23 protein-coding genes and 2 pseudogenes are annotated in these 25,202 nt (G+C 63.6%); 13 read left to right on the top strand and 12 right to left on the bottom strand.

The annotated features are described in order from the left end of the window. The 6 genes from W823_RS40075 to W823_RS40050 form a co-directional block, all read right to left on the bottom strand. Nucleotides 1-357: RNA polymerase sigma factor (locus W823_RS40075; RefSeq protein ID WP_023957069.1), on the bottom strand; the 357-nt coding region annotated here is incomplete at its 3' end. Between the two features lie 82 nt (nucleotides 358-439). After that, nucleotides 440-814 carry a hypothetical protein gene (locus W823_RS40070; protein WP_051406454.1) on the bottom strand — a complete coding sequence of 125 codons (375 nt, stop codon included), beginning with the start codon at nucleotides 812-814 and terminating at the stop codon, nucleotides 440-442. 131 nt (nucleotides 815-945) lie between these two features. Next, nucleotides 946-1,707 carry a hypothetical protein gene (locus tag W823_RS57725; protein WP_023957065.1) on the bottom strand — a complete coding sequence of 254 codons (762 nt, stop codon included), beginning with the start codon at nucleotides 1,705-1,707 and terminating at the stop codon, nucleotides 946-948. Nucleotides 1,708-2,341: 634 nt separating this feature from the next. Next, nucleotides 2,342-4,096: an Hsp70 family protein gene (locus W823_RS40060; RefSeq protein ID WP_023957063.1), complete on the bottom strand. Its 1,755-nt coding sequence runs from the start codon at nucleotides 4,094-4,096 to the stop codon at nucleotides 2,342-2,344. 113 nt (nucleotides 4,097-4,209) lie between these two features. Further along, on the bottom strand, nucleotides 4,210-5,625 hold the full coding sequence (locus tag W823_RS40055; protein ID WP_023957061.1) for a GTPase: 1,416 nt from the start codon (nucleotides 5,623-5,625) through the stop codon (nucleotides 4,210-4,212). Beyond that, entirely contained in the window at nucleotides 5,622-7,421 is a 1,800-nt protein-coding gene (locus W823_RS40050) for a dynamin family protein (RefSeq protein ID WP_023957059.1), read from the bottom strand. The genes W823_RS40055 and W823_RS40050 overlap by 4 nt, the downstream gene beginning before the upstream one ends. Nucleotides 7,422-7,745: 324 nt before the next feature. On the opposite strand from W823_RS40050, the gene W823_RS40045 reads away from it, so the two are divergent. From W823_RS40045 to W823_RS58075, 4 genes are all read left to right on the top strand, one after another. Then, a complete protein-coding gene (locus W823_RS40045) occupies nucleotides 7,746-9,011 on the top strand; it encodes a hypothetical protein (protein ID WP_023957057.1) in 1,266 nt (421 codons plus the stop codon). Between the two features lie 13 nt (nucleotides 9,012-9,024). Further along, the gene (locus W823_RS40040; protein ID WP_023957055.1) at nucleotides 9,025-9,423 is read left to right on the top strand and encodes a hypothetical protein; all 399 of its coding nucleotides are present in this window, start codon (nucleotides 9,025-9,027) and stop codon (nucleotides 9,421-9,423) included. Next, on the top strand, nucleotides 9,420-9,620 hold the full coding sequence (locus W823_RS40035; RefSeq protein WP_023957053.1) for a hypothetical protein: 201 nt from the start codon (nucleotides 9,420-9,422) through the stop codon (nucleotides 9,618-9,620). Before W823_RS40040 ends, W823_RS40035 begins: the two co-directional genes overlap by 4 nt. A gap of 90 nt (nucleotides 9,621-9,710) precedes the next feature. Continuing rightward, nucleotides 9,711-9,872 (top strand): hypothetical protein, encoded by a 162-nt coding sequence (locus W823_RS58075; protein WP_161633994.1) that lies wholly within the window; start codon nucleotides 9,711-9,713, stop codon nucleotides 9,870-9,872. A gap of 956 nt (nucleotides 9,873-10,828) precedes the next feature. Here W823_RS58075 and W823_RS40025 read toward each other — a convergent pair. Both W823_RS40025 and W823_RS40020 read right to left on the bottom strand, forming a co-directional pair. Further along, nucleotides 10,829-11,722, bottom strand: a complete 894-nt coding sequence (locus W823_RS40025) for a 3,4-dihydroxy-2-butanone-4-phosphate synthase (RefSeq protein WP_023957049.1) — start codon at nucleotides 11,720-11,722, stop codon at nucleotides 10,829-10,831. A 42-nt stretch (nucleotides 11,723-11,764) separates the two neighbouring features. Further along, nucleotides 11,765-13,030 carry a cytochrome P450 gene (locus W823_RS40020; protein ID WP_023957047.1) on the bottom strand — a complete coding sequence of 422 codons (1,266 nt, stop codon included), beginning with the start codon at nucleotides 13,028-13,030 and terminating at the stop codon, nucleotides 11,765-11,767. Between the two features lie 287 nt (nucleotides 13,031-13,317). On the opposite strand from W823_RS40020, the gene W823_RS40015 reads away from it, so the two are divergent. Beyond that, the gene (locus W823_RS40015; RefSeq protein WP_023957044.1) at nucleotides 13,318-13,512 is read left to right on the top strand and encodes a ferredoxin; all 195 of its coding nucleotides are present in this window, start codon (nucleotides 13,318-13,320) and stop codon (nucleotides 13,510-13,512) included. Nucleotides 13,513-13,879: 367 nt separating this feature from the next. Beyond that, nucleotides 13,880-14,677, top strand: coding sequence for a FadR/GntR family transcriptional regulator (locus W823_RS40010; protein ID WP_023957042.1), 798 nt, complete (start codon nucleotides 13,880-13,882; stop codon nucleotides 14,675-14,677). Nucleotides 14,678-14,767: 90 nt separating this feature from the next. Here the strand turns inward: W823_RS40010 and W823_RS40005 are convergent, their stop codons facing one another. The 4 genes from W823_RS40005 to W823_RS39990 form a co-directional block, all read right to left on the bottom strand. Next, a complete protein-coding gene (locus tag W823_RS40005) occupies nucleotides 14,768-15,949 on the bottom strand; it encodes a DitF protein (protein WP_023957040.1) in 1,182 nt (393 codons plus the stop codon). Further along, a complete protein-coding gene (locus W823_RS40000) occupies nucleotides 15,949-16,410 on the bottom strand; it encodes a Zn-ribbon domain-containing OB-fold protein (RefSeq protein ID WP_023957038.1) in 462 nt (153 codons plus the stop codon). Before W823_RS40000 ends, W823_RS40005 begins: the two co-directional genes overlap by 1 nt. A 76-nt stretch (nucleotides 16,411-16,486) precedes the next feature. Further along, entirely contained in the window at nucleotides 16,487-17,698 is a 1,212-nt protein-coding gene (locus tag W823_RS39995; RefSeq protein ID WP_023957036.1) for a CaiB/BaiF CoA-transferase family protein, read from the bottom strand. A gap of 1 nt (nucleotide 17,699) precedes the next feature. Further along, entirely contained in the window at nucleotides 17,700-19,013 is a 1,314-nt protein-coding gene (locus W823_RS39990) for a CaiB/BaiF CoA-transferase family protein (protein WP_023957034.1), read from the bottom strand. A gap of 201 nt (nucleotides 19,014-19,214) precedes the next feature. Between W823_RS39990 and W823_RS39985 the strand changes: the two genes are divergently transcribed. The 7 genes and pseudogenes from W823_RS39985 (at nucleotide 19,215) to W823_RS39965 (ending at nucleotide 24,852) form a co-directional block, all read left to right on the top strand. Beyond that, on the top strand, nucleotides 19,215-20,081 hold the full coding sequence (locus tag W823_RS39985; RefSeq protein WP_023957032.1) for an enoyl-CoA hydratase/isomerase family protein: 867 nt from the start codon (nucleotides 19,215-19,217) through the stop codon (nucleotides 20,079-20,081). Between the two features lie 834 nt (nucleotides 20,082-20,915). Then, nucleotides 20,916-21,443: pseudogene (locus tag W823_RS59570) on the top strand (ATP-binding cassette domain-containing protein); the annotation flags it as partial. 551 nt (nucleotides 21,444-21,994) lie between these two features. Next, nucleotides 21,995-22,165 (top strand): annotated as a pseudogene (locus W823_RS59565) (sugar ABC transporter ATP-binding protein); the annotation flags it as partial. A gap of 39 nt (nucleotides 22,166-22,204) precedes the next feature. Then, nucleotides 22,205-22,501: a hypothetical protein gene (locus W823_RS58385; protein WP_200866365.1), complete on the top strand. Its 297-nt coding sequence runs from the start codon at nucleotides 22,205-22,207 to the stop codon at nucleotides 22,499-22,501. Then, nucleotides 22,494-23,537: an ABC transporter permease gene (locus tag W823_RS39975; RefSeq protein ID WP_023957022.1), complete on the top strand. Its 1,044-nt coding sequence runs from the start codon at nucleotides 22,494-22,496 to the stop codon at nucleotides 23,535-23,537. Before W823_RS58385 ends, W823_RS39975 begins: the two co-directional genes overlap by 8 nt. 159 nt (nucleotides 23,538-23,696) lie before the next feature. Beyond that, a complete protein-coding gene (locus tag W823_RS39970) occupies nucleotides 23,697-24,212 on the top strand; it encodes a hypothetical protein (protein WP_152538032.1) in 516 nt (171 codons plus the stop codon). Between the two features lie 70 nt (nucleotides 24,213-24,282). Further along, the gene (locus W823_RS39965) at nucleotides 24,283-24,852 is read left to right on the top strand and encodes a hypothetical protein (protein WP_023957018.1); all 570 of its coding nucleotides are present in this window, start codon (nucleotides 24,283-24,285) and stop codon (nucleotides 24,850-24,852) included. Nucleotides 24,853-25,202 lie beyond the last annotated feature (350 nt).

The raw sequence follows: 25,202 nt of genomic DNA, 5'->3' as shown, positions 1-25,202 counted from the left end.
CGGTGATGCGATGTTGTCATCGAACCGCGGGGCTCCGGTGTCGTCGATGAGGGTGGGTTGGTCGGGGTCGTTGAAGTCGACGAGCTGGGTTTGCGCTTTGCGTCGGCGCACGATCATCAGTGAACTGTTGGCGGCGATGCGGTGGATCCAGGTGCCGAAGCGGGCTTCGCCACGGAAGCGGTCGAGGTTTTGCCACGCCGAGACCAGGGTGTCTTGGAGGGCGTCTTCGGCTTCTTGGTGATCGCCGACGATGTGCAGACACACTCCCCAGATTCGTCGGCGGTAGAGCCCGACTAGCTCGGCGAATGCGTGCTCGTCACCCCCGCGCGCCTGCATAAGCAGCACTGATTCATCCACTTGAGTCCCCCGACTTCCCACCCGATCAACTGCGGCGATGGTAGCGACACCCCCCTGCGCGCCGCGGTGTGGGTGCGTGTTTCTACAGATCGATCGCGTCGGTGTCCGCCGCGTTGTGGTGGTGTTGTCCGGCGTCTCCGAGCGAATTGTGGTCTAGCACGGGTAGATCGGCGTCGTCACTCTCAGCCGCACTGTCGAGGTCAGTGTCATGGGATTGGTCGGTGTTTGGGTTGCTACCGGGCTGGTCCTCGGCAACGACCTCGACGGCGAAAGCCTCTTCGTCGTCGGGCACCACGGGTTGATCGTCCATGATCGGGACAGTATCGGCACCGGAGGACCGGGTTGCTGGGTCGAGTGCTGCCGTAATCGCAGCGTCCCAGACGGCGTCGGGAGCGTCGAGGAGTTTGTCATCGGGGCTTAGGCCCAGCGACGCCAGGATCGACTCGTCCTCGGCCATCACGTGCTCCTCATCTATGCATGCCGTGCGGTGGGTGTGCGGCAGGGCGTTAGATGCTGACTGCGCCGGAAATGTTCCCGCCACTGTAAGAGTTTGTCATCCGGACTGCTGGGCCCTGGCCGTGCCCGCGGTTAGCTGTTGATGTCGTCAGCGGCGGTGTCGGGTGCGGGGGCGGCGTAGTCGGCGATGTCGCCCAGGTCGGTGTCGCTGGTCACGGTATCCGCGACACCGTCGAGGTCCTCATCGGAGGCGGAGACGTCGAGCTGTCCATCACCGTCGGTGTCGACGAGCATGTCGTTGGTGACACTGTCGCCGTCGGTGTCGCGGACCACGGTGTCAGCTTGTCCGTTTTGGTCGGTGTCGTACATTGCTACGTCCGGGCTACCGTCTCCGTCGGTGTCGATGAGGGCTTCGACCACCGCACCGTCTTCGATGACCTCGGTGCGGGTTAGATCCCCGTCGGCGTTCAGGTAGGCCGCTTGGTTGACGTAGCCGTCGTCGTCGGTGTCCGTAGCCACGCGCACCGATCCGTCCGCATCCGGGCGCAAGGCCGTCTCGTAGGTGTCGTTGCCGTCGCGGTCCTCCTCGAGCAGGGTGACGTTGCCGTCGGTGTCGACGTGAGCGATCTGGGAGATACCTTCCTCGCTGACAGCGTGGATGACATCGACCAGGCCATCACCATCGACATCGCGGGGCGAAAAATATCCGGCCTGACCGGGTACCGGCTCGGTCGCGACGTCGGCCGGCGGAACAGCCCCGTTGGCCGGGGTGTCGGTGGGGGTGGGCGCGGGAGTCGGTGTCGGGGCGGTGGGTTCGGTACCCGGAGCGCTGGCCGGCACGTACGTGGCAGTTGCGGGGTCGCCGGTCACAGTTGGCTGGCTGGAGTTCGACATGGTGGGCCCTTTCATCAGATGGCCGAGCGGCTCTCGGGGTTGCTGGAGTCTTTGATGCACTGGCCGGCAACAAATGTTCCGGCGCAGTGCGAACAGACAATTGCGTTCGAGAAATGCAGTCAGGCCTCTACCCCCATGGGTGTGGGTGCGGCCCTATGGGATGGTGATGGTGGTGCCCGGCTCACCCCTCGCCAGCGAGCACCAGAGTCCCCGCCGGGAGAGCGAGGAAAGCTCTCGGAGTACTGCTACGTGCCCCGACGTTGGTGCACTCCGAGTGGTAGGGGCCGGTGCCGGGTAGGGTGCCAGCTCGCCGCAAGCGTTGAGTTCTTTGACGTGCTGCTCGGCTTCGAACTGTTTGCGGGCCCACTGCTCTTGGTAGATCAATTGGGGTGGTTTGACCGTCGAGTTGGGATCCGTAGGTGAAAGTTTCGGCTGAGGCGGAGGCAGCACCGGCCCCTACCATCGAGATTGCGACGGCCGCGCCGACAGCGAACACAACTGGCGACAATTCGTTTCATCAATTCTCTTCTGTGCGGTAAACACTTTCCACAGAAATAGTTTCCCGAAATCGATTTGGGGCGCAACAGTGCTCGATGCAGCCACTGCGTCAGGTGTTCGGCGAAATCGGTGAGGGTTAGTTGATGAGTCCGGTGCGGGTGAGGAAGGTCTTGCCGCCGTCGATGCCCAGCAGTGACGTCATCGACACTCGAACCCCGGTGGTGTTGTTGGCGTAAGTTAGGTGTGACCTTCCGCTTGTCTGGGGTGCTGTAATTGACGCGGCGGCAGTACGATTCGTGTTCTCGACCAATTCGCCTTTGTCGTCGCTCCCGAAACCGTCGCGGAGGCCCAGGACGTCCTGTGCGGCCTCGTTCTTATCGATGCTGACGAAGATGCCAGGGTCGGTCGCGACCCCGGCGATGGCTGGGCTGCCATCTTTGAAGGTGCATTGCAGCTCGAGACCGTTATTCTTGGTCGTTCCGTTCGAGCGGCATCGTTCCAAGTCGTCGGCGATCGCGGCGGGAAGTCCGGCGAAGACTTGTTCCCGGGTGGTGGCCACCGTGATCGTCGTGGCCGGTGTTTGACCAGGACCGGAGGGCTCAGGGTTCGCGGTGTCGGTGGGGGAGTTGCCATTTCGGGTCGTAAGGACGACGGTCAAGACCGCGGCGAGCAGCAGGGCTGCGGCCGTGCCCATCGCCGCACGGACAGCTCTCCGCCTGCCAGGTCGAGTGGGCTCGGCGGATGCGGTTGCCTGGGGAGGCAGAAGGTCGGTGGCGGTGGGGATCACCGACTGCATTTGGGTGTCAGCGTACTGCGCGGTGGCAGAAAACGCTGTCAACGCGCCCTGTGCAACCACGGTTTTCGGGTCATCCAGGGTAGCGATCGGACCGAGTTGGGCGAGTTTGTGATGCACCAACGGGATACGTGAGGTGCCGCCAGTCAGATACAGGGCCGATAGTTGTCCGGGAGCTAGCCCTGCGTCGGCCAGGGTCGCGCGGGTGAGCTCCACCGCCCGATCCAGGCCACGGTCGATCATTTCGTCAAACTCGTCGCGGGTGATCTGCAGAGTGTCGTGAAACCCGCCGCCAGCCACGGTGATGTTGGCCGAGGGGGCTTCGGACAACAGCTCCTTAGCTTTGCGGATCGAGTCGTCAAGGTTCTGGCGCACCCCGACCGGTGCCTGGCGCAGATACGCCAGCAGCGCGGGGTTGCTCGATTGAAGTTGATTTTCGACCCAACGACGGATCATGGCGTCGAAGTTCTTGCCACCCAAACCGTTATCGCCGCGGGCGGCCAAAACATCGAAGGTCCCGTTACCGGTCGCGGCCAACACGGCGATGTCGAGGGTGCCGCCACCGAAGTCAAACACCGCGATCTTCGCACCAGGATCGACCGCGTGGCTGCGGCTGTAATGCTGGGCCGCGGCGCGGGGTTCGGAGATTGTGCTGATCCGTGCGGGGTCGGCGCCGGCGTACACCGCGCCATCACGCAGCACCTGGATTTGGGTGGGGGACCACGCTTCGGGGTGGGTCAGCACAAGATGGGCCGGGGGCTGGCCGGCGTGTGCAGCCCCGGCGCGGGCCAGGACACTACGCAGTACCGCCCCGACCAGGGCATAGGCAGGCAGGCTGTAGGCGTTGACCTCGATCATCGACGGGCCACCGATCAACCGTTTCGGGGACGGCACGAACGAGGCCGGGTTGCGCTCTGCACTGTTGATCGCCACATCACCGACCGCGATCCGGTCGGGGGTGTCGACGAACACTGCCGAGGACATCACGTTGCTCGTATGTGAGAGTGCCAACGTCTCCACCGCACCACTGGTGGCACCCGAGTGCGCCGCCGCAGTGTTGGAGGTGCCGAAATCGATACCGAGCAGCCAGTCAGTCATCCGGGTGTCCTTCTCCGCTCACAAGAACCCCACCGAGGGGGCGGGCCGCAGTCTTGGATGCGCCACCCCAGTAAGAAGTTCCCGCCACGGGTGAACCTCACGGCGCTGGGTGCTCACTGCGCCAGGTCGGTGTAGGTGGCGATCAACGTGATCAGGGCGGCGTCTTCGGCCGAGGTCATCGTCGAGAGCGCTTGGGCGTGGGCGTCGGCGAGCTTGCTCCGGGCAACAGCCCGGACTTGCTCGGCAGAGGCGTTCGGCGGCATACCCAGGCGGGCCGCCGGGGTGGTGCCCTGTAGGAGTCGGCGGAGCTCACCGACGAGCGGGGAGGTGGGGTCGGCCTCGAGCATTCGGTGCAGGTCGCCGAACAAGGCGACCGGGCGCAAGGCGGGGTGGGTGCGGGCCTGGTGGGCGATTGCCCGGATATGGTCGCGGGCGGGGTGGGTGTAGGCGAGTTGATCGAACTGCCCGAGGATCCGGGCGGCTCGTTGCAGGCCGGCGAATTGCGCCAATGAGTTGTGCAGCACCTGGGACAGTGCCGCGATGCCGGAGCGTTTGGTGAGCCAGTGGTTCAGTGGGGCGGCGCCCTGTGCGGCGAGGGTGCGGCCGTTGCTCAGTCCGTACTCGCCCACCAGATCTAGCAGCCGATCGCGCACCGGTGGGGTCAGCGGTGCGGGGTGGTCGGCTTCGAGGAGTTCGATCAGCTCCAACGGCCCGAACCTGGTCAGGGCGGCGATCGATTGGGCGTCGGTTTCGGTGAGTGACCCGGTGCGGCTGGTCTGGGCCATCAGCCCGGAGATCGGGATGACGGTGGTCACGGTGTCGGCGAGCTGACGGGCCAGGACGGCGGCATGGTCGGCGGCGTGGGCGAGCGGATCACGCCGACCCAACGCCCCTTCCCCGAACCCATCGGCCCGTGACAACACCCCGAGGGTGTTGAGGGGGGTGAAGCCAAGTTGTTTGAGGAAGGACACCTCATCGACTCTCGGGGTGGAGTCGAACAAGAACACCGCCGCATCGGCATCGACGGAGGCGGTGCGGGTTTGCTCGAACCCATCGATCAACACCCGCCGGGTCGCGGCCTCGTTTTGGGTGGTCAGCGTGGCCAGGCCGGGGGTGTCAATCAAAGTGAGATCCCGAATTGCGGCCGAGGGCAGCCACCGGTGCAAATAAGCTATCTGCTCGGCCGGCACCGGCAGGTCGCTGACCTGACCGCGACCAACCGCGACGGGGTGGCGGTGCCCGTCCAGGTCGACGACCTCGGCGCGTGAGGGTGCACCGTCTTGGTAGACCGCGACCACTCGAGTGGCTTCCAAAGCGGCGGTTTCGGCGACCGGCGCCCCGATCAGAGCGTTGACCAGAGTGGATTTACCGGCTTTGAGGCGGCCGACGATGACCACCCGGGGCGGGGACCACAAGATGCTGCCGATCCGATTGGCTTCGGCAACAAGGTTTCCGCCCAACCCGGCCAGGGCATGCAAACCCTGATCGAGGACCGCAACAATCGGATCCGGACCCCCAGGAGCACTCATGCGGGTTCACCACCAAAACCAGCCGGTGTGGATGGGCCGGTGAGGCAGGCCAGGAGGGTGTCGGCTTCGGCGATGCGTTTGTCGACGATCGCCGCGTTCTGGGTGAGGCGTTGAACGTTCTTCTCACGGGTGGCCGCGTCGGCGGTCGCGGCGTGTTGGGTGGTGGTGATCTGCTGCTGTAGCTGCTCGATGCTGACACGTAGGTGTTCGCGGTAGCGCAGCACGATCTCGGGGCGGGCCTGGGCCATCGCCTGATCAAGCAATCGGGTGGTGGCGATCTTGGTGGTGCCCAACGTTTCCCGCAGCCAAATCAAAAGGTTCGTCTTCCCCGACCGCATCGCCCGAAACCCCAGGTTGACGCCCACCCACACGGTGCCCACGACCGCCCCGACCCCGATCACCGTGGACAAGCCAATCATCCCTCCGATCACCGACGACCCCATTACGCCCATGGTCAGCATCGACGGATCAAACAGCCCTTGGCGTTTCGATGCGACCTGATGGGCCTCGATTCGCCGATCCGATAACGCGTCGAGGATTTGATCGCGGATCTCGCCCCACACGATGGGCGAGTCCAGCCGGGGTGCGACCACCTCGTCGTGGAGAGCGGTGAGGTACCCGGCCAGGGTGTCGGCCATGGCCAGTTGAAGGTCGGTGAGCATGTCGGCGGCGAATTTTTGCGGATGCCGCCGCAGCACCTCCATGCCCTGCTTATTGATGCGGGTGGTCCAGCGGTCGCGGATCTCATCGAGCCGCCGGTCCAAGTCTTCTATGGCGCGGCCGCGTATCATCGTCAGATCCCGCGTCAGATACTGCTCCCACTGGCGCTGATGGTCTTTGAGCTCACCCAACCGGTCGAGTTCAGCGGTCAGGTCCGGAACACTCGCCCCCCGCCCTTCGACGACAGCGAGCTCGGCGGTGATCTGAGCGTGGACGGTGCGCAAACCTTCGACGGTGGTGCGCAGCGCATCGCGGGCCGGGAGATGCGCGGCCACGTGGAGCCGTGCTCTTATCTCGGTACGCAAGGCGGTAATGCCGCACAAATGTTCGGTGTGCTCACGCTGTGGGCCGGGCGGCATCTCGGCGGCGATGACCGCCCGCACACTGGAGACCCCCAGCACCGTGACCTCGCGGTGCAAATGTTCACGCAGCAGCCGCTGGTTATCGGCGACGACGGCCTTCCACCGGCGAATGTTCTTGTCGGTCTTGGTCACTGCCACGATCAGGGCGTCGACCGACGACCCCGCGTCTTTGATGAATGCCATCTCCGGAGCCGTCAACGGAGTGGAAGCATCGCACACCATCACTACCACGCACGCCTGCCGGGCGGAGGACACCGCCAGCTGCGCCGACGCCGGATCCAACCCCCCGACACCGGGGGTGTCAACGACGGTGACCTCGCCCAAGGCGCTGCCGGTGATCGGCAGAACCGCCCGCGTCGGCAACGACTCGACCTGCGGATCGACCACGTGCCGGCCATCGACCGTGGCCCAGTCGACTAGCTCTGCCGCATTCACCTGGCGGGTGTGGTCGGCAAACAACAGGTGCACCTGCCCTGGTGGATTCTCAGCGGTTGACGGAGTCACGGCGACGGGGATGGTGGAGGTGACATCAACGCCCACTGGCGTTAAATCCCGGCGCCCCACCAACGCGTTGACCAGCGAACTCTTGCCGCGTTTGACCTCACCGACCACCACCACCGACCGCACCTGCCGATCGTCGGACAGTTTTCGTTCGGCCAGCTCAGCGATCGCATCCAGTTTGTAGGCGCGCAGCACCTTTGGCTGCCGCGGCAATGAACTCGGCAGGGGGGCGGTGGGTCGGTGCCTCAGACGGCGTTGCTGCCCTACTCATAAGCGTCCCCCATGCTTCCCGTTCGGGTCCCCACCAGAACGTCGCCGGCCCCGCGGCGGCAACGGTGGAACCCTAACGCAGCCCGACGGTGGTCCCCGCCAGCGCAGTGGTCCCGCCTTAGAGGGCAGAAAGTCACAGCCCGACCCGGTCGTCGGTGACGTGGCTCACCGCAAGGTGGGGAACCTTTCGGCCACGTCGGTGCATCAGATACCTCGACGCCCTGGCATGACCGGGCTTTGCATGACCCCGAAAGGAACCACCACCTCATGGCGACGACACAACGGGTGCTGCCGATGGCGGCCGCAGTCTTGGCCGCTGGCCTGCTCCTGGGTGCGTGCAGCACCGAAACCTCCGGGACTTCGGTGGCAGCGGCAAGCAGCACGCCCGCCGCACCGCAGGTGGACAAGGCGGCGCTGAACCCCGGGACTTATCCCACGACGCCGGCCGCCCCTTACGGGACAGCCACCACCGATACCATCCTCGAGATCGAGGGTCAGCGCCTCGCTGAGTTTGTGGTCGTTCCGTTCGAGGTCGACCCAGAGCTGACCGAGGTGAAAATGCCCACCCAGGTGCTACGCACCTACAAAAATCTGTCGATGACCCTGGGGGAGGGACAGATCAATGTGCCGGCAAACAAAGAGATGCTCTACGGTTTCGTCTCCACCGCCGCCACCGCGACCGCCACAGCCAAAGAAGTAGGCCGCTCGCTGGTGCAGATGGTGTTGCGGTACAAGGACTCCGGCCAAGCCACTGCAGCCGCGCAGCAGATGCACGATTCGCTGATCGACGAACCCGATCCGGCACTGAAAGAAAAGGCTGAAAGGATCGACGTCCTACCCAAGACCCTGGTCTCAACCGGCGACACCGCTGAGGGTGGGGTGTCGGTCAACGCGTTCACTGCACACGGCGACTACGTCCTCTACACCTGGGCATCAGCGCCGGCCGCCGGCAGGGGCTGGACCGCACAGTCTGTCGCCACTGCCCTCAAGTTGCAGGAGCCGTTGATCGACAAGTTCCCGGCCACCCCAACCAGGGAGCAAAACGGCGGTACGGCGGCGCCGCTACCGCAGGTCGATCAAGACAGCATTCTGATCTACGCCATCCCCGAGGAAGACCCCGACGCCCAGGGTGGCAGCGACATGGCCGTCTACGGTCCCCGCGGGATGACCCACCGCTCCACCAACCCGCCGTTGACCTACAAAACGCTCACCGATGCCGGTGCCCTGCACAACGCCAGCTACAAAACCACCGTCTACCGGGCCGCCACCACCGTCGACGCCCAAAAGATCGTGGATGTGTTCATCGGGGACCTGATCAGCTCCGACGGCTTCACCCCCGCACCGTCCCCGCCTGGGCTGCCCAACGCCAGCTGCGCCACCAAAGACACCGCTGACGGCACAAAGGACTACTGCATGGTCGTCAACGGCCGCTACGTCGGCGAAGCATCTGGCATAGACAACAAAACCGATGTCGACCGACTCATCTCAGCGCAATACCTGACCCTCGATCACGCCGACCAAGACGCCGAATAGAGTGGCCGGGAGTATGGCGAGCGCACTGCACTACCGGCCATCGCAGGTCAGCGCCGAGCTTCAGCACACCACCCTCGCGGTGGCCTGGAAAGCAGCCGACATTTACGCCCTCGAACCGGCCAGCACCGACGCCATCGCCGAGGCCGGCACCGCTCTTACTGGCGATACGGCCCAGATTGCACTGTTGGTGGCGGTCGTTAACGATGCCGCCTGCCACCTGGCCAACGACCGGATCCGGGCGTCTGCGCGGCCGGCCGACCCTACCCGCTGGGCGAATTGGCAAGCATCAGTGGGTGAACTGTGGCCGATCCTTGCCGACGCCGCCTACTTCACCTACCGGCATGACATACCCGTCACCAATAGACCCGGAAGGTACGAAACCGCTCCGCCGACGTCGTCGGCCAGCCAGTGACGACCGAGAAGGATCCGCCCGCCGCCGAGCCCGCCCATTCCGTCGACCCAGGCCAAATCGAGCCGACGCGCATCGGCCACCAACGCCACCCGGCACGCCTCCGTATCGTCGGGGGAGACCTGGTTGTGTTATTGGCACTCACCGCCATTGCAGGCCTGGCGATCGGCCTCGTCACGCTGATTGAACACCTCGGCTAGGTGTGCCAGAAGTTGACCGCGACCTGAATTGAGTCCGATCCGTCGCCGTGGATCCATCTCTGGCCGAAAATACGACAACGACCGGAAGCAGTGGTCGGCCTAGCCGCAGCCGGTTGCCGGTTCGACAACGAACCCGACGAGTTCTTGGAGAACGCACCAGCACGCGCGGCGAACAGAGCAACCCGCGACGAACTCGTCGCCCGCGGCGACGTCCTTACCGCCGACGGCGGAACGCCCGAGGAATTTCACTGACTGGACCGGCAGTCCGCTCGCGATTGACAGACGGCCACAGTGGCCGATTCTGGCCCCAATCACGTCGAGGTGTTGGCGAGGTCGCACCGGCTTCACAAACGGCGACGGCTTCCGGTCGACAGCGACATCCACCGGTGAGTCGTCGGCAGAGGAAACTCCCGAACGTTTGTGCGATGAGCATCCACGGTCCGGTCCGGTCCGGTGCGGTGGATCCGAGGATTGCTCTGGCGCGGTACCAAACCAATTCACCCATCACTTACCCATCACTTTGAGCTGGATTCCCAGAGACGGACTTGGTTGGCTCTGGACACTGCAACCGCATCCTTGCTGCTCAGCAGTACAGGCGTGGACTGCAGTAGACAAGTAACGATGTACGAAGCGAGATCAAGAGGTTAGGGGTTCGAATCCCTTCGGGCGCACGTCGATACGGCCTGCACCTTGCTTACGCGAGGTGTAGGCCGTTTTCTGTGTTGGGTTGTTCGGTGGTGGTGGATGATTGGGCTCTGTCCTGCGCTAAATCCAATTAGCGCAGGGGACGACGGGCGCGTCACCTGCCTCAATATCTTTGCCGCCCACTTACTGCAGTGATGGTTATTGGGTTGGGTGGCCATGACGGTCGAACACCGATATGGGATCGATGTTCGCGAGCGAAATGAGCTGTGGCCTCAGCGGGGTCGTGATCTGGTTGACCGGCAAATTCGACTAGCTCTGGGCCGAGCCCCCCGCCCCGCCCTATTGACCAGCCGGGGTGTATGACTGCGAACCTGACGCGTACTGGCCAATCTTTCCACTTCGACGACCGTCAGGCCGCGTTGCTTCAGAGAACCTAGGGGGATTGGCCACTCCCTCGACGGTCCGCCGACTTGTTTTCACGCCGACCCGCGAGATGATCTGCTGCATGGTCGATAGATCACAGCGCGCAACGCGCTATGAGGGCGACTGCGTCAATGCCTCGACTACGATTCGCCGTCGCGAATTGCGTTGATACCGTTGTAGGCAAGTACGGAGGGGCTGGAGGGGCCGGGGAGCAGACGGATCGATGTGAAGCCGAGTTCGGCAAGGATCGCTCCACCCGCGGCCTCGTCCGCTCTGCTCCAGCTATGCGCACCGATAGCAGGGGAGTTCTTCCGCCCGAGCCGAATCGCCACCCCGCCTTCTGTAGCAACTCGGCGAAGCCCATGATCGAATTCGGTGTGACAGGCGCATGTGCCTAAGTGCACCAGGTCGGCCGCCGAACACTGGCCGTGAATAGAGACCAAGGGCGCTGGCGAAGGTGACGGGGTCCCGACCAAGGCCGTGTGTTCAACGCCGGTCTGGTTATCGAGAAAGTTGACCGCGATCACGTCTCCGTAGGCCGTGGTCAGACGAGTGTCAGTGTGGCGCGAGACGCGCGGATGTAGTCCGTCGCCATGGTGGAGACGATGGGTGATGAGATCTGCGACTTCGAGAACGGGTAGATCGAATTGACCGCCGAGGCAGGCGATCTCCTGGCGGCCGGCCATGCTGAATGAGGACTTGTTCCCGCCTGCGACAATCGCGGCTATGGCAGCGACCGCCGGTACACCGGCGATCTTGCAGAGGTCGACAGCGGCCTCGGTGTGGCCTTGACGTTCGACCACTCCGCCGGGCCGTGCCCTCAAGGGGATCACGTGCCCGGGGCGGGTGAGATCGCCCGGCCGGCTGTCAGACTCCGCAAGAACCCGCAATGTACGTGCCCGGTCGCTGGCACTGATTCCGGTGGTGATGCCGTTGGCGACGTCGACCGCGACGGCGAATGCCGCCTCTCGTGGATTCTTGTTGTCGTACACCATCGCGGGCAGGTCGAGTTCGTCGGCTCGCCCGGCTGTCATCGGGGCGGAGAGCCCTGCGCTACGTCGATGGGGATCGACGGATCACCCTTGTTCTGCGGGTTGGAGGATGATGGGGAGCCGGTCGATGACTCTGACGGTGAAGTCGGGGGTGTATTTCGGCAGGGGTTCGCCTTCGACCCGGGTGATGGAGCTCGTGCGTTCGAGGACTTTGGTCAGTGCGATCCGCGCTTCGGCGCGTGCCAATTCGATACCGGCGCACAGGTGGGTGCCGAACCCGAATGCCATGTGTCGACGGGCCCCTTGCCGGTGGATGTCGAATGTTGCCGCGTCGGGGAAGACTGATTCGTCTCGGTCGGCCGAAGGCAGTAGCGGGATGCACAGGGTGTCAGCGGGGATGGTGGTGCCACCGACCTCGACTTCGCGGCTTGTGACCCGGTAGATGGTCTTGATCACGGATTCGAGCCGCAGCGCCTCTTCGATCGCGTTGGGGATCAGAGATGGGTCCTCGCGTAGCTGTGCCATCTGATCGGGGTGTTCGAGCAGCAGGTTGAAGATGGTGCCCAACCAGCCGATGGTGGTGTCGGCTCCGGCCAGGATGAGCTGCGAGCAGATCTGGACGAGTTCGTGTTCGTCGACCCCGTCTGAGTTGGCGACCAGTTCGGACAGGAAGTCATCGCGCGGATGCTCGCGACGATCGGCCACCGCCTGGTAGACGTACTGGTGAAACTCCACGACATCGCGCGCAATCTGCAGGTTCTCTTCCTCGGTCTCCCGTGGTTGAGCAGCCCGGGCCATCAATGAGGTGGCCCAGCGATAGACATCAACTTCACGCTCTTTGTCCACGCCCATGATCTCCCCGATCATCAGGATCGGCAGACGCTTGCAGAACCCCTTCATGAAATCCACCGGCTCACCGGTCACCATTTCGTCGAGCAACCCATCGACCGTGGTGGCAACGAAATCCTCGAGCTGGCGCACCCGCCTGGTGGTGAAACCACTACGCACCATCCGCCGGTGCGTCGCGTGGGCCTCTCCGTCGCCGAATCCGAGCACGTCACGGTACGGGCACGCGCCCTTCATGACCTCGGCCACGGCCGGGGACTCCGGGTGCGGCGAGGTCTGAGACGCGAAGTGCGCACTGATCTTGTTACGGAAGGTATCTGGGTCGAGCAGCACCTGCTGGACGTCGGCATACCGCGAGATCAACGTATAACCCAGACCCTCGGCGACCCGATGCACGGGCGCCGTGTCACGCAGCAGTCCCCAAAATTCTTGGGGATCCACCAGCGTCTCCGCGTCATACATCTTGAAATCAGCGACCGACTTCTTCACGTCATTGGTGGTCATAGTGGCTCCAGCTCCCTATCTCGTGACGACCATGGCCTTCAGTCAGCTCACGAGGACCCGGGGACCTCGGAGCCGGCGTCGAAGGCGGGCCGGTTTGATGTTGTGTGTCGTACGTCTCATGAGTACTCTATTCCTCATGAGGTTAGTTCGCCACCCCTCATCTCGACGACCCGCTCACGACGCGGGCGATAGACGGCATTACGAGCGACCGGTTGCTACGTGACCGAATCCTCGCGTCCCCGCGAGTGCGAATGAAGATTTCCAACAGGCCCAGAGACGGAGATGACATGACCAACTACGAGATCCTCGCCGACCGTTGCGTCCAGACAGGTAACTGCTGGGAGATCGCACCCAGCCTTTTCGAGGTGGATGACGACGGGGTCGTGACCAGCAAAGAGAGCGCCGAGGGCGAAGACGAGCAGTCGGTGCTGAAGGACGCGGCGCGAGCCTGTCCGGCGCAGGCCATCAAGCTTCAGGAATGACCCCGCACGTCGGGCGCGACCCCGGCCGTGGTGGTCGCTCACCGCGGTAGGAGACTCACCATCCGCACCATTGCCCCCGAAGCGGATGCCGCCAGAGCGTCGGAAACCGCTCGCGCGAGTGGGAACGTCTGAAGTCGACTTCGCGGCGGCGACGCGCGGCCCACCCACCGCGGGCGAAACGCCCGGCTTGGCGGCTTCAGGCGAATAGGCGAGGGGGTAGAGTTCGTTTCCGACGCGCAAGACCGCAAACCTCCCCACGAATTATGTGGTTGCGCTATGACCGCTCCGCTGCGCCGAATCAGCAGATGACGGCTCGCCGCGAGCGATGTGGATCTGTCGAGGTGGTAGCAGACAAAGAGGGGCACACATGGCGAGGAAGAAGCAGGCCGGGGCGACGATTCCTGTGAAGGGCATCCCGATCGCTGCCGGTGGTTCCGTGCTCCGTCCACTCAAGGCGGCGGAGGTGGTGGCCCGTGAGGTCGTGCGCGGCATCACCGCTGAAGGACTCCAGCCAGGGGATTCCTTGCCCTCGGAAGCTCAGATGCTGCAGACGTACGGCGTCAGTCGCGAGTCACTTCGTGAGGGGCTGCGGCTCTTGGAGGTCCAGGGGATGATCAGCATCCGTCGTGGTCCGGGTGGTGGCCCGATCGTCGGGACCGTCGATTCCGCAAACCTCGGCAGGATGGAGGCCCTCTTCTATCACCTTGCCGGAGCGACGTACGACGAACTCTTCGAGGCGTGGTTGTTCGCGGAATCAACGCTCGCCCGACTGGCCGCGACAAACCCCGACGCGGCACTGCGCGAACAGGTCATGGAGCCATACCTGTCCGGTGACGTCGAGGACGCCGAGCACGTCGACCTCGAGGTCTATCTGGAGGGCCACGAGGGCTTCCACGGAGCGGTATCCGGGCTGACCGGCAACCGGGTCTTCCAGCTCACGTTCCGCGCCTACGGGCAGGTTGTCGCCCACCACCTCTCCACCGTGGGGGACGTCCGCAAGCTCCACAAGAAGCTGGCCGAGGACCATCTCAAACTGGCACAGGCCATCATCGACGGCGACGGGGAGGCTGCCGCGACACTGATGCACGACCACCTCTCCGAGGTCATCACGATCACCAGGCGCGAGCTCGGCTCGCTCCTCGACGGACCCGTCGGTTGGCTCTGAACACCCCTGGCCCTGACTGAATCACGCGCCGAGTTCCATCCGAGGAGGAATTCCGGCAGGTCGGGTCCTTTTGGCGGGAGGGCATTCGCGCTACTTCGTCAGGAGGAATGTGGTGGCCGCCGGACCACCGCCCGCGCACACCAGACTCACCTCTGCGCCTGCCACCTGTCGCGGGCCACACTCTCCCCGCAATTGCAGCACTGCCTCGGCGACTTTTCCGAAGGCGTGCAGGCGCCCACCTCCGAGCTGCCCACCGTCAGTACAGATCGGCATCGCGCTTCCCAGCCTCCCGTTCCCGGCTCGCAGCCAGTCCCCGGCCTCGCGCTGGTCCACAAAACCCATGTCCTGCAACCACGCCAGGGCAAGGGTTGAAAAGCCGTCGTAGATCTGCGCGACATCCACGTCGGCCGCCTTCAGGTCGGTCCCGGACCAGAGCTGCTCAGCGGCGTAGCGAGACCCCATGTGAGTCATGTCCGGCCAGAGATCGAAGTCGAGGGTCGGGCCTGAGGCCTGACCCACGCTGCGGATGATGGCGGGCGCAGAACGCAGGTCCGGCGCTCGCTCAGCTTGGGTGAGCACGACAGCGACGGCACCGTCAACGGGCATGTCGCAATCGAGGATCCGTAAGGGGCTCGAGATGAGATCCGATGAAAGGTAATCGTCCATCGTGAGAGGTTTCCCGTGCCATACGGCACGCGGATTCAACTGCGCATGCTCACGGGTGAGCAGCACGAACTCACCGCGGTCTTCATCCGTCACGCCGTACTCGTGCGCCTGGCGCTGAGCCCAGAGTGCGAAACGGGGTGTACCGGCCGGCACTCCATAGGGCGCCTTGAAGGCCTGGTCGCCCACCGCCGGACTTCCCTCCGCGCCCGTTCCCCCAGGAACATAGAACCGTTGCTCCTGCCGGAGATGCGCACGGAAGCACACCACGGTCTTTGCTGCGCCGGCGGTGATGGCATGCGCGGCACCGACAATGGACGACAGTTGTCCGGGTCCGGAGCCGTACGCCTGCCAAAAGTTGGTGGTCTTCATGCCGAGCGCCCGGTGCATATAGCTGATGGAGGGCCCTTCGAAAACACTGGATACGCGGTCCGGCCACACGGCAATGCCGTCGACGTCGTCGATCGTGAGGCCCGCATCCGCCAACGCATTCGTGCACGCCTCGACGGCCAGAGACCCTTCACTCCGCCCCGTACTGCGCGCGATCTGGCTGTAGCCGACGCCGGCGATGGCAACCTTGCCGTCCATCGGATTGACCCTCGAAGGCATCAGGACGCCTCGGGCGTGAAGAAAGCGAGGGTGACGTCCGGCATGACTTGTTGAAAGACAACGTGTACGCGCTGGCCTATGCGAACGTCGCCGATTCTGACCTCGACCAAGTTGGTCATCATCCTCAGATCTGGCTGCTCGTCCAATTGGACGATGGCGACGATGAACGGAGGTTTGATCCCGGGTGCGAACTCGCGATTCACCACTGTGAAGGAGTAGATGGTTCCAGTTCCCGCGAGCTCACGCTGACCCAGGTCGATACCCGAACACCTGGGGCAACCGGCAACCGGGGGGTAGATCAGATACGAACACCGGTTACAGGCCGACACCAGCAACCGCTGCTCCTGCAGACCCGACCAGTAGAAGGCCGAATCACGGTCCGGCACCGGGACGGGACCCGTCCAGGCGCCTGAACTGGGACCAGCAATGTATGTGTCCGACAGGGACTCGATGGTCGTCATTGCGCACCAAGCCCTGACTGACTCGGTGTATTACGCACTCTGCGTTGTTCATTGGTGCGCACCCAGTCGAAAGACGTCACGCAACAACCTCTTCCGCACCGGTGATCTCACTGCCGGCCTGGACGCCCAGGCGGGGCGGGGACCCGGGGGTTCCGGTTGCGTAGGAGAAGCGGTAGGGCGAGCCGGGAAATAGTGCCTTTCCGCCGGTCGGCAGTGCGACAGGGACGAAGAATTCTCGCTCCACGAGATGCTCGTCCTCGAGCAGCTGTTCGGGTGCCAGGACCGGTCCGAGCGGCAAACCTCGCGCCTGGGCTTCACGGCAGACGGTGGCGGAGTCCTGGATGAGGAAGAACGACTCCATGATCGTCTGGATGTAGGAAAAGCACTCCTGCCGGTAGGCAAGCGACTGATATTTCTCTTCGCCGAGGTCCAGATCCATGCCGAGTGTGGCAAGCCAATCAACAAGGACCGACCAGGTCCGAGCGTCGCTGAGGATGAGTGCGAAGTAGACCTGGACACCGTCCGCGCACTCGAACAACGCAGGCTGTGTGGGGGAGGGCTGTGCATGCCGACAGGTCTGTCGCTCGAGGAGGACCCGGGGGTAGAACCAGTACGGATTCGCGAGTTCGCCGCTCACTGCGACTGCCTCGTGCATCGAGACATCGACGATCTGGCCCGAGCCGGTGGCCTGCCGCTCGAGCAGGGCCAGCAGAAGGCCGCTGTGCCCGAAGCTCGCCGCGAGCTGGAAGGCCTGATTGCCCCCGGGACGGATCGGCGGAATCGAGTGGTCGTCGTAGCCGCAGCTGGTGAGGATCCCACCGGCGGCCAATGCAACCAGGTCGCTGGAACGCCAGTCGGCCCAGGGGCCGGTGAGGCCGTAGGGCGAAACGGACACCGCGATCAATTCGGGCTGTGCCGCCGTCAGGGCCTGGAGGTCGATGCCGTCGGCGGCGAGCCGACTCGGCCCGTCGCTGGTGATCAGGACATCGGCGTCCGCGATCAGTTCCTCGCGCTGAGCGCGGCCCTGCTCGGTGGTGGTGTCGAGTGTGACGCTCTGTTTGCCGGTGTTATAGCTCCAAAAGTGCAGGCTCGCATCGGGATCCCCTTCGCTTCCGTGGCGGAACGGTCCGATGTGCCTTCCAGCGGCCCCGCCGGGCGGCTCGACCTTCACCACGTCGGCACCCTGGTCGGCGAGAAGTTTCCCGACTATTTCGCCTTGTGGGTCTTGTGCCAGCTCGATAACGCGCAGACCGCTGTAGGTGAGTTCTTCGGTGGGTCCGTTCCACATGTCAGATCACGCCCTCTTCCTCGAGATCGATGATTTCGTCGGCGGATAGACCAAGAACTTCGCCGAAGACGTAATGGTTGTCCTCTCCCAACAACGGGGCCGACCGCCACGTGTGCTGGACCGTGCGAGAGAACGTGATGGGTGTGCCTTCAAAGCGAGCTTCCCCGATCACGGGATGGTCCAGCTCGAAGAAAGTTCCTCGATGCGCCAACTGCGGATCGTGCTCGTTGATGTCTTCGGCGTTCTGCACGGCGCCGGCTGCGACACCGGCCTGTTGGAGGAGCTCCATGGCCTCCCGCGGCGTCCGACTGCGTGTCCAGGCACTGACGTGTTCGTCGAGCTCGTCTTGGTGCTGGTGTCGCAATTGTTGTGTCGCGAATCGCGGATCCGTGGCCCAGTCGGGGTCGCCGAGGGCTCCGAGGAAACGACCCCAGTCGTCGTCGCCGAAGACCGCGAGTGCGACCCATCGGTCCTTGCCTTGGGACGGATAAACGCCGTGCGGCGCCGCTTTGGGGTCGGACAGACGGTTGCCGCGGGGAAAGTCCGGGCGGCGGGTGACCGAGTTGTTGACCGAGACGTCGAGCATGTCGGGGCCGATCATCGAGATTCCGACCTCTACCGCCGAGACGTCCACCTCGGCGCCCTTACCCGTCGCGTTTCGCCTGAGGATCGCCATGAGCAGCGCCGCAGAGTTGTAGTAGGCAGCTTGGTTGTCCATGTACGACAGGCCCCAACCCGAGGGCTCGCGGCCCGGGAGCCCGCTGATGAAAGACAGGCCACTCATGGCCTGGACGACCGGCCCGTAGGACTTCCACTCGGCGTGTGGACCCGTATGGCCGAACCCGCTCCCGCGGCCATAGACCACCCCCGGCGAAAGCTCCTCGAGGCGCTCGTACGTGAGCCCCCAACGCTCCATGACCCCGGGTGCGAAGTTCTCGGTCACCACGCTACTGGCGGTGATCAGCTGGTCCACCAATTCCCGGCCGCGGGGCGTCTTCATGTCCACGGTGATCCCGAGCTTGTTGCGACTGTAGTTATTGTGCAGGCCGCCGCGGTTCGGGTCGGCACCGGCAACCTCTTCGCCGTAGTTGCGTACCTCGCCCTTGTAGATCGGCAGCATCCTCGGGCGGTCGATGCGACGACGATTCTCGATCTTGATGACCTCCGCGCCGAAGTCTGCGAGAAGGCGGGTCGCCACCGAGCCAACGCCCATCCAGCAGAAGTCGGCAACGCGAATGCCCGCCAACGGGCCCTTGCGGGGCACCGGTTGACGCGAAATGGTTTCGTTCGGCGGGACGTCGGAAGTGGATGTCATGGCAGTCCTCAGGAGTTCGTGGCTGTGTCTCAGCGCAGAGCGACGAGCGCAGCAACTGACAAAACGTACCCTAATTCCTCATGACGATTAAGACAAGGGATTTCAACCAACGGGTGCGACGACCACCGGCTGCCTTCGACGCCGAGAACCCCGGCGTGATGGTAGTCAAGGATTCATCATGATGAATCCTTGACTTAACGGATGATCAACTGCGACAATCAGCTGTCGACCAAGCCCCGCCGCCAGATCGGCGACGCCGTTCTGGCCACCTTTAATCAACCTACCTACAGTGGAGACACCGTGCTGACCCTCGACGACTACCAGAGCCGCTATGAGTCCATCTCCCTGGAGAGGTCGCCGAACGGCGTTCTGCTCGTTCGCCTTCACACTGACGGCGGCCCGTTCGTGATGACTCGCCCGGCACACAACGAGCTCTCGCAAGTCTTCTATGACATCGCGGCCGACCGGGATAACAGAGTCGTGGTTCTCACGGGCACGGGCTCGTCCTTCAGTGACATCCTCGACTCCGCGGGCCTTTCTGGCGACAAGACGACGCCACGCGGGTGGGACCACGTCCAGTGGAGCGCAGAGCGAATTCTCACGGGCATCATGGATATCGACGTTCCTGTGATCACCGCCATCAACGGTCCGCTCACGATTCACCCCTGCTGGCCCTTCGTCGGAGACGTGATGCTGTGCTCTGAGGACACGGTCATCCAGGACAGCACCCACTTCGCGGCGGGCCGTGTCCCCGGCGATGGCAACAACATCGTCTGGGAGATGTTGATGGGGCTCAACCGGTCCCGGTACTTCTTGCTGACCGGCCAGAGGATCTCGGCCCAGGAGGCATTGTCACTCGGTTTGGTCAGCGAGGTGCTGCCGCTCGAGAACCTGCTGCCACGAGCTCTCGAGTTCGCGAACCAGTTCGCCGAGATCGGTGATGTCACGCTTCGCGCCACTCGCCGTGCTCTCACTTTCGAGCTGCGGCGCCGGGTACGCGCTGATATCGGGCACGGTCTCGCGATCGAGGGTCTCGCGTATATCGACAACCCTCCGGTCACGCCCTGACCGACATCAAGAGCTGAGGACGGCGCCGTCGGCCTGACCTCACGACCCCGGCCGGTTGTCGGCGACAGTACAAGTATCGGCCACTGAGGCGCCTGCGGGGTCGCTCACGTCTTGATGGGGCGCGCACCGGCGGCGTCGATGAGTCCGTGGACTCTGGGTCGGGGTCGTCGGTCATTGCGGCTTAGTTCTGTTGTGTCTTTTGCGAATTTGTTGCTACGGGGAGACTATTTCGTCACCCTCGTGCCGCTTTGATATGGCCTTCTCGAAAGGCTCCTACTGAACCCCGACCGCCCACGAAATATGTCGCTTGGATCAGATCGGTACAGATCCCGGATACTGCTACAAGTGTTGTCGCACAATGTCTTATCCAGCGTTCACGGGCTGAGTCACGGGATCTCGGGTCGTACGCGAACTTGCAGCTCTGCGCGCTCGTGCAGAAGACCGACCTGTCGGCACCATCGGTCCACCTGAGGCCGGCGAACAACAATTGGGTGCGTCCGGATGGCTGACTGGTTTGGCGGTGACGTTCGCACATGATTCAACTTGCGAGCAGCTCGTAGACGATCCCGTTGGCTGACAACGTAATAGTCGAGGCGGTCCCCGATGCATCGCGTGGTGGCCGCGCTGATCGATCGCGCCGCGATCCCGTCGTTCGGATTGCAAATCCAGAAGATCTGGCACTCCAAATTCGTCATGAGGAACTCTTGACTGTGAGTGAATCCACTGACACACTTCACTGTGAGCGCACTCACACCGGCCGCAAAACGTCTGTGCGGCACAGGGGTCCGTGCCCCCGGAATCCATCCAGTTTGAGAGAGAGAACAGAGAACTCCTATGACTGTCACCGCGCCGTCGAGTAGCGAGACGGTTCTGTCGCTACGAAGCGTGACCAAGTCGTTCGGAGCGCAACTCGCTCTCGACTCGATAGACCTGGACATCCGTAGCGGCGAGATCCATGCCGTCGTCGGTCAGAATGGTTGCGGGAAGTCGACGCTGGTGAAACTCCTCGCCGGCTACCACAGCCCTGATGCCGGCAGTGTTGCCACAGTTGCGGGAGGCTCGTTCGAACTGGGGTCGGTGACGGCTGCGAAAGATGCGGGTCTGCGCTTCGTCCACCAGGATCTGGGTCTCATCGACGATCTGAGTGTTGCCGAGAACTTCTTCATCGAGTCCGACCGCGGCTGGGTGAGTCCGATCACGAAGAAGGACGAACGGTCCCGGACTGCCCTGGCCATCAACGATTTCGGCTACGACATCGACCCGCGTGCGCTCGTCGGGGAGTTGTCGGCGGCCGAGCGCACTGCAGTCGCCATCGTGCGGGCACTTCGTGGGGAGACGCCACCTGCTTTGCTCGTCCTCGATGAGCCCACTGCGTCTCTGCCCGGGCCCGATGCTCAGTTGCTCTTCACCGCGCTGCGGCGGCTTACCCAAGCGGGCGGCTCGGTCCTATTCATCAGTCACCATCTCGACGAGGTACTCGGGTTGGCCGACACCGTGACGGTCCTGCGGGACGGTCGACGCATCACGACGACCTCGATCGACGATCTGTCTCACGATCGTCTTGTCGAGTTGATGTTGGGCCGCGTACTGACACCACGCGCTCAGTACGAGGCCGCCGCGGCGGAGGCCGACTCTGACCGGGTTCCAAGACTCGCTGTCCGTGACGTAAGTGGAGACGGGCTCCGCGGGGTGAGTCTCGATGTCTTTCCGGGTGAGGTGCTGGGAATCGCGGGCCTGACGGGGTCGGGACGCGAAAACATTGCCGGCGCGATTGCCGGGCAGACGTTCCGCTGGGGCACGGTCACGGTCGACGGGCAACCCGTTCGACAGGCGGATCCAGCCGACTCTCTGGCACACGGCCTGGCGTTTGCGCCTGCCGAACGCCGCCGTGATGCTCTCCTCAGCACGGCGACCTGCGGGAAAACCTCACCATTGCCAATCTCAAGTCAATCTCACGGCGGGGTCGTCTCAGTCCGCGTCTCGAGCGTAGAGATGCGGAGAAGTGGATGGAGACGCTTGACGTGCGACCTCCGATGCAGGACCGCGTCATCGACCAGTTCTCCGGCGGAAACCAGCAGAAAGTCGTCCTGGGTCGGCTGCTGCGGACCGAACCGAAAGTGCTGGTGCTGGACGAGCCCACCCAGGGCGTGGACGTCGGCGCGAAGGACACGATCCACCGGTTGATCGTCGACGCTGCGTCTGCGGGTGCGGGTGTCATCATCTGCTCCACCGACGTCGAGGAACTGGTGCAGGTGGCCACGCGTGTCTTGGTTTTCCGCCGCGGGCTTCCCGGTGCTGAGCTGACCGGCCAGGACCTGAACGTCGAGCGAATCGAAGAAGAACAGCTGCTCGCAGCTGACGTACGACCAATCAACGAAACCGCCGAAGCGGCGTTCCAGAAGGGCATTACCCATGCGTGATAAGTCGGCTGTGCTGAGCCTGCTCAGCCCCAAGCGGATCAGTGTGATCTACCTGCTCGTCCTGGTCATCGCGATATTCGGCATCACGATTCCTGGACTGTTCCTGACGGACGTCACGTTCCAGGGCGTCGCCCGCAGTCAAGCGGTCGTCGGCATCTTGGCGCTGGCCGTGCTTGTGCCCTTCATCGCGGGCGAGTTCGACATCAGTGTGGGCGCCAATCTTGCGTTGTCGGTAGCCCTCATGGCGTGGATGAGCAACGAGTACCCCGGTCTCGGATTGGTGGGGATGATTCTGATTGCCATCGCGGCCTGTGCGCTCGTGGGCCTGGTCAACGGGATCTTGGTCGGCAAGCTCGGTCTCAACTCGTTCATCGCGACGTTGGCGACCAGTCAGGTCCTGGTGGCGATCGCGCTCAAACTGTCCAACAACGAGATGGTGGTGGCTTCCCTCTCCAAGGGCTTCATGGACTGGGGGCAGGGACTGAGCTTGGGGGTCCCCAACGGTCTGTTCGTGACCTTGGCCGTGGCTCTGCTGGTCTGGTACATCCTGCAGTACACCAAGGCCGGTCGGCATGTCTTCGCGTCGGGATTCAATCGAGAGGCCGCGCGCCTTTCTGGTGTTCGCTCAGAGCGTGTCGTGGTCGGCTCGTTCATCGCATCGGGAGCTATCGCGGGACTCGCCGGAGTGGTGTTCATAGCCCAGGTGGGGACCTTCTCGAACTCGATCGGTATGCCGTTCCTCTTTCCTGCGTTCGCCGCGGTCTTCCTCGGCGCTACGCAGTTCAACCAGCGACCGAACGTCTGGGGCACCCTACTGGCGATCTTCACCCTGGCTCTGGGCGTTCAGGGTCTGCAGTTGTGGCTGTCGGAGTCCGGATTCTGGATCACGCCGATGTTCAACGGCCTCGCTCTCATCGCTGCCGTGATGTTCACTCGCAGGCAGGCGGTTCGCAAGGCGACGGCGGTCGAACCCACCGACACCGAGTCCAACGATCCGGAGCCGTCGGTCCCGCAAGGCGCCCACGTGGCGTCTTAGCAACTACGAGAGGTACCTCGGCCGCTCGGGCCATCCCGGCCCGCGTTGTAGAAAGCGCCGCGTGCCCAGCTGTTCTCAGCAGCACCCCGCCGCACGAAATGCAGATCGTCCGGTGCTCCTATTCCCACCCCAGTACATCCAATCTTGTTCGGAGGCAGAGTGTTCTCAACAATCCGCAGGTGTTCACCTCGCGGTCAAACGCGGGTAGTCGCCGTATTCGTCGCACTGTTGCTATTCCTGGTTGCCGCGTGCAGCAGTGCCGGTACCGAAGGCGGCTCATCAGGCGAGACTGACGACGCGGCCGTTGCGGCCGCGCAGGAGCGCCTTGCTCCGCTGGTGATCCCAGTGAACGAGACCAAGATTCAGGTGGACACGCCGCTGACCGAGCGGCCGCCGACCGGCAAAAGGGTTGAGGTCATCCGCTACAACAACTCGGCCTCGGCTGTCTACGACCAGCCGATGAAGGATGCAGGCTCTGCCCTGGGTTGGAATGTCAACATCTCGGCGATCGACGCAACCGACCCGCAGTCGATTCCCAACGCGATGATCCGCGCGGTCAGCCAGAAGGTCGACTACATCGTGGTGACCGCTTCCTCCATCCAGGCAACGGGAGCCGGCATGGACGCGGCCAAAAAAGGCCGGAGTTCCTGTCTTTTTCGGCGCCGGGCTCGATGAGCCGCAGGGTGAGGCGAACGGCCTTTACGGCAACACCCTGCGGACCACGACGAACCTCGCGGTCCTCGCGATGCTGGACAAGATGATCGTCGACAGTGGGGGCACTGGCAGCGCACTGCTCGTGAACGCGCCCGATTTCCCCAACCTGGCTCCGATCAACGATTCAGCACAGCAGTACGTCGCCGACAACTGCAGTGAATGTTCCCTTGAGTTCCTGGGAATTCCGGCCGCGGATCTCGGCGGGGACGTGGCCTCCACGATCGCTGCGAAAGTCCGCCAGAATCCGGACATCAAGTACGTGATCACCACGTTCTCCAGCGTGGCGACCGGACTGGCGCCCGCCCTCAAAAGTGCCGGTCTCACCGACGTAAAGCCGTATTTGTCTGGCCTTAGCGAGGCCGAGGTGGAACTGGTCAGGAATGGGACCTATCCGGCAGGGGACCTGTACCCGGTCAACGACTACCCGTGGCTGCTGTTCGACCAGATCGCACGGTTCAGCGTCGGAGCGGACACTTTGCAGGCGCAGCACGATTCGACGGGTCTGCAACTCTGGACGACCGAGACCGTACCGGACGGCATGACCAGTTGGGACCCGCCCAACTACCAAGAGCAGTACAAGAAGTTGTGGCTGATCACCTAGTTGCTGCGTGCCACCTTGAGGCCCCTGCGTCGTCCACCGGACGACACGGGGGCCTCTCCTTTGACGTCGATGATTTAACGGACCTCGATCTCATCAGTAAGTGTCGTCCGCAGGTGTCGAAGTCGAAGTACCCCGCCTTCTAATAGCCCGAGCAGCCCGAACCGTCCAGATTCCCCTATTTCTCATGAGGAACTATTGACTGTGCTCAAACTGGCTGACAAACTCCATTCTGGCGCAACTCACATCGCTGCAAACAGGCCGCAATCACGCTCGCCGCCTTCTCATAGTGCTTGTACCCATTGCCATCTCGTGTCATCCCCCTTTTTTCGGAGGTCGTGTGTTCTCAACAA

The sequence above is a fragment of the Williamsia sp. D3 genome (genome assembly GCF_000506245.1).
In the GTDB taxonomy this organism is placed as follows: domain Bacteria; phylum Actinomycetota; class Actinomycetes; order Mycobacteriales; family Mycobacteriaceae; genus Williamsia; species Williamsia muralis.
The sequence above is the reverse complement of the archived record's forward strand: the minus strand, read 5'-3'. Positions and strand labels throughout refer to the sequence as shown.

Excerpts from the sequence above, each read along its gene's own strand:
- W823_RS40040 (WP_023957055.1), top strand. The coding sequence starts at position 9,025 with ATGGCGAGCGCACTGCACTACCGGCCATCGCAGGTCAGCGCCGAGCTT.
- W823_RS40020 (WP_023957047.1), bottom strand. The coding sequence starts at position 13,030 with ATGACCACCAATGACGTGAAGAAGTCGGTCGCTGATTTCAAGATGTAT.
- W823_RS39995 (WP_023957036.1), bottom strand. The coding sequence starts at position 17,698 with ATGTGGAACGGACCCACCGAAGAACTCACCTACAGCGGTCTGCGCGTT.
- W823_RS40055 (WP_023957061.1), bottom strand. The coding sequence starts at position 5,625 with ATGAGTGCTCCTGGGGGTCCGGATCCGATTGTTGCGGTCCTCGATCAG.
- W823_RS57725 (WP_023957065.1), bottom strand. The coding sequence starts at position 1,707 with ATGTCGAACTCCAGCCAGCCAACTGTGACCGGCGACCCCGCAACTGCC.
- W823_RS39985 (WP_023957032.1), top strand. The coding sequence starts at position 19,215 with ATGATCAACTGCGACAATCAGCTGTCGACCAAGCCCCGCCGCCAGATC.
- W823_RS40070 (WP_051406454.1), bottom strand. The coding sequence starts at position 814 with ATGGCCGAGGACGAGTCGATCCTGGCGTCGCTGGGCCTAAGCCCCGAT.
- W823_RS40005 (WP_023957040.1), bottom strand. The coding sequence starts at position 15,949 with ATGCCTTCGAGGGTCAATCCGATGGACGGCAAGGTTGCCATCGCCGGC.
- W823_RS40045 (WP_023957057.1), top strand. The coding sequence starts at position 7,746 with ATGGCGACGACACAACGGGTGCTGCCGATGGCGGCCGCAGTCTTGGCC.
- W823_RS39975 (WP_023957022.1), top strand. The coding sequence starts at position 22,494 with ATGCGTGATAAGTCGGCTGTGCTGAGCCTGCTCAGCCCCAAGCGGATC.
- W823_RS40015 (WP_023957044.1), top strand. The coding sequence starts at position 13,318 with ATGACCAACTACGAGATCCTCGCCGACCGTTGCGTCCAGACAGGTAAC.
- W823_RS39990 (WP_023957034.1), bottom strand. The coding sequence starts at position 19,013 with ATGACATCCACTTCCGACGTCCCGCCGAACGAAACCATTTCGCGTCAA.
- W823_RS40025 (WP_023957049.1), bottom strand. The coding sequence starts at position 11,722 with ATGACAGCCGGGCGAGCCGACGAACTCGACCTGCCCGCGATGGTGTAC.
- W823_RS40000 (WP_023957038.1), bottom strand. The coding sequence starts at position 16,410 with ATGACGACCATCGAGTCCCTGTCGGACACATACATTGCTGGTCCCAGT.
- W823_RS40060 (WP_023957063.1), bottom strand. The coding sequence starts at position 4,096 with ATGACTGACTGGCTGCTCGGTATCGATTTCGGCACCTCCAACACTGCG.
- W823_RS40010 (WP_023957042.1), top strand. The coding sequence starts at position 13,880 with ATGGCGAGGAAGAAGCAGGCCGGGGCGACGATTCCTGTGAAGGGCATC.
- W823_RS39965 (WP_023957018.1), top strand. The coding sequence starts at position 24,283 with ATGCTGGACAAGATGATCGTCGACAGTGGGGGCACTGGCAGCGCACTG.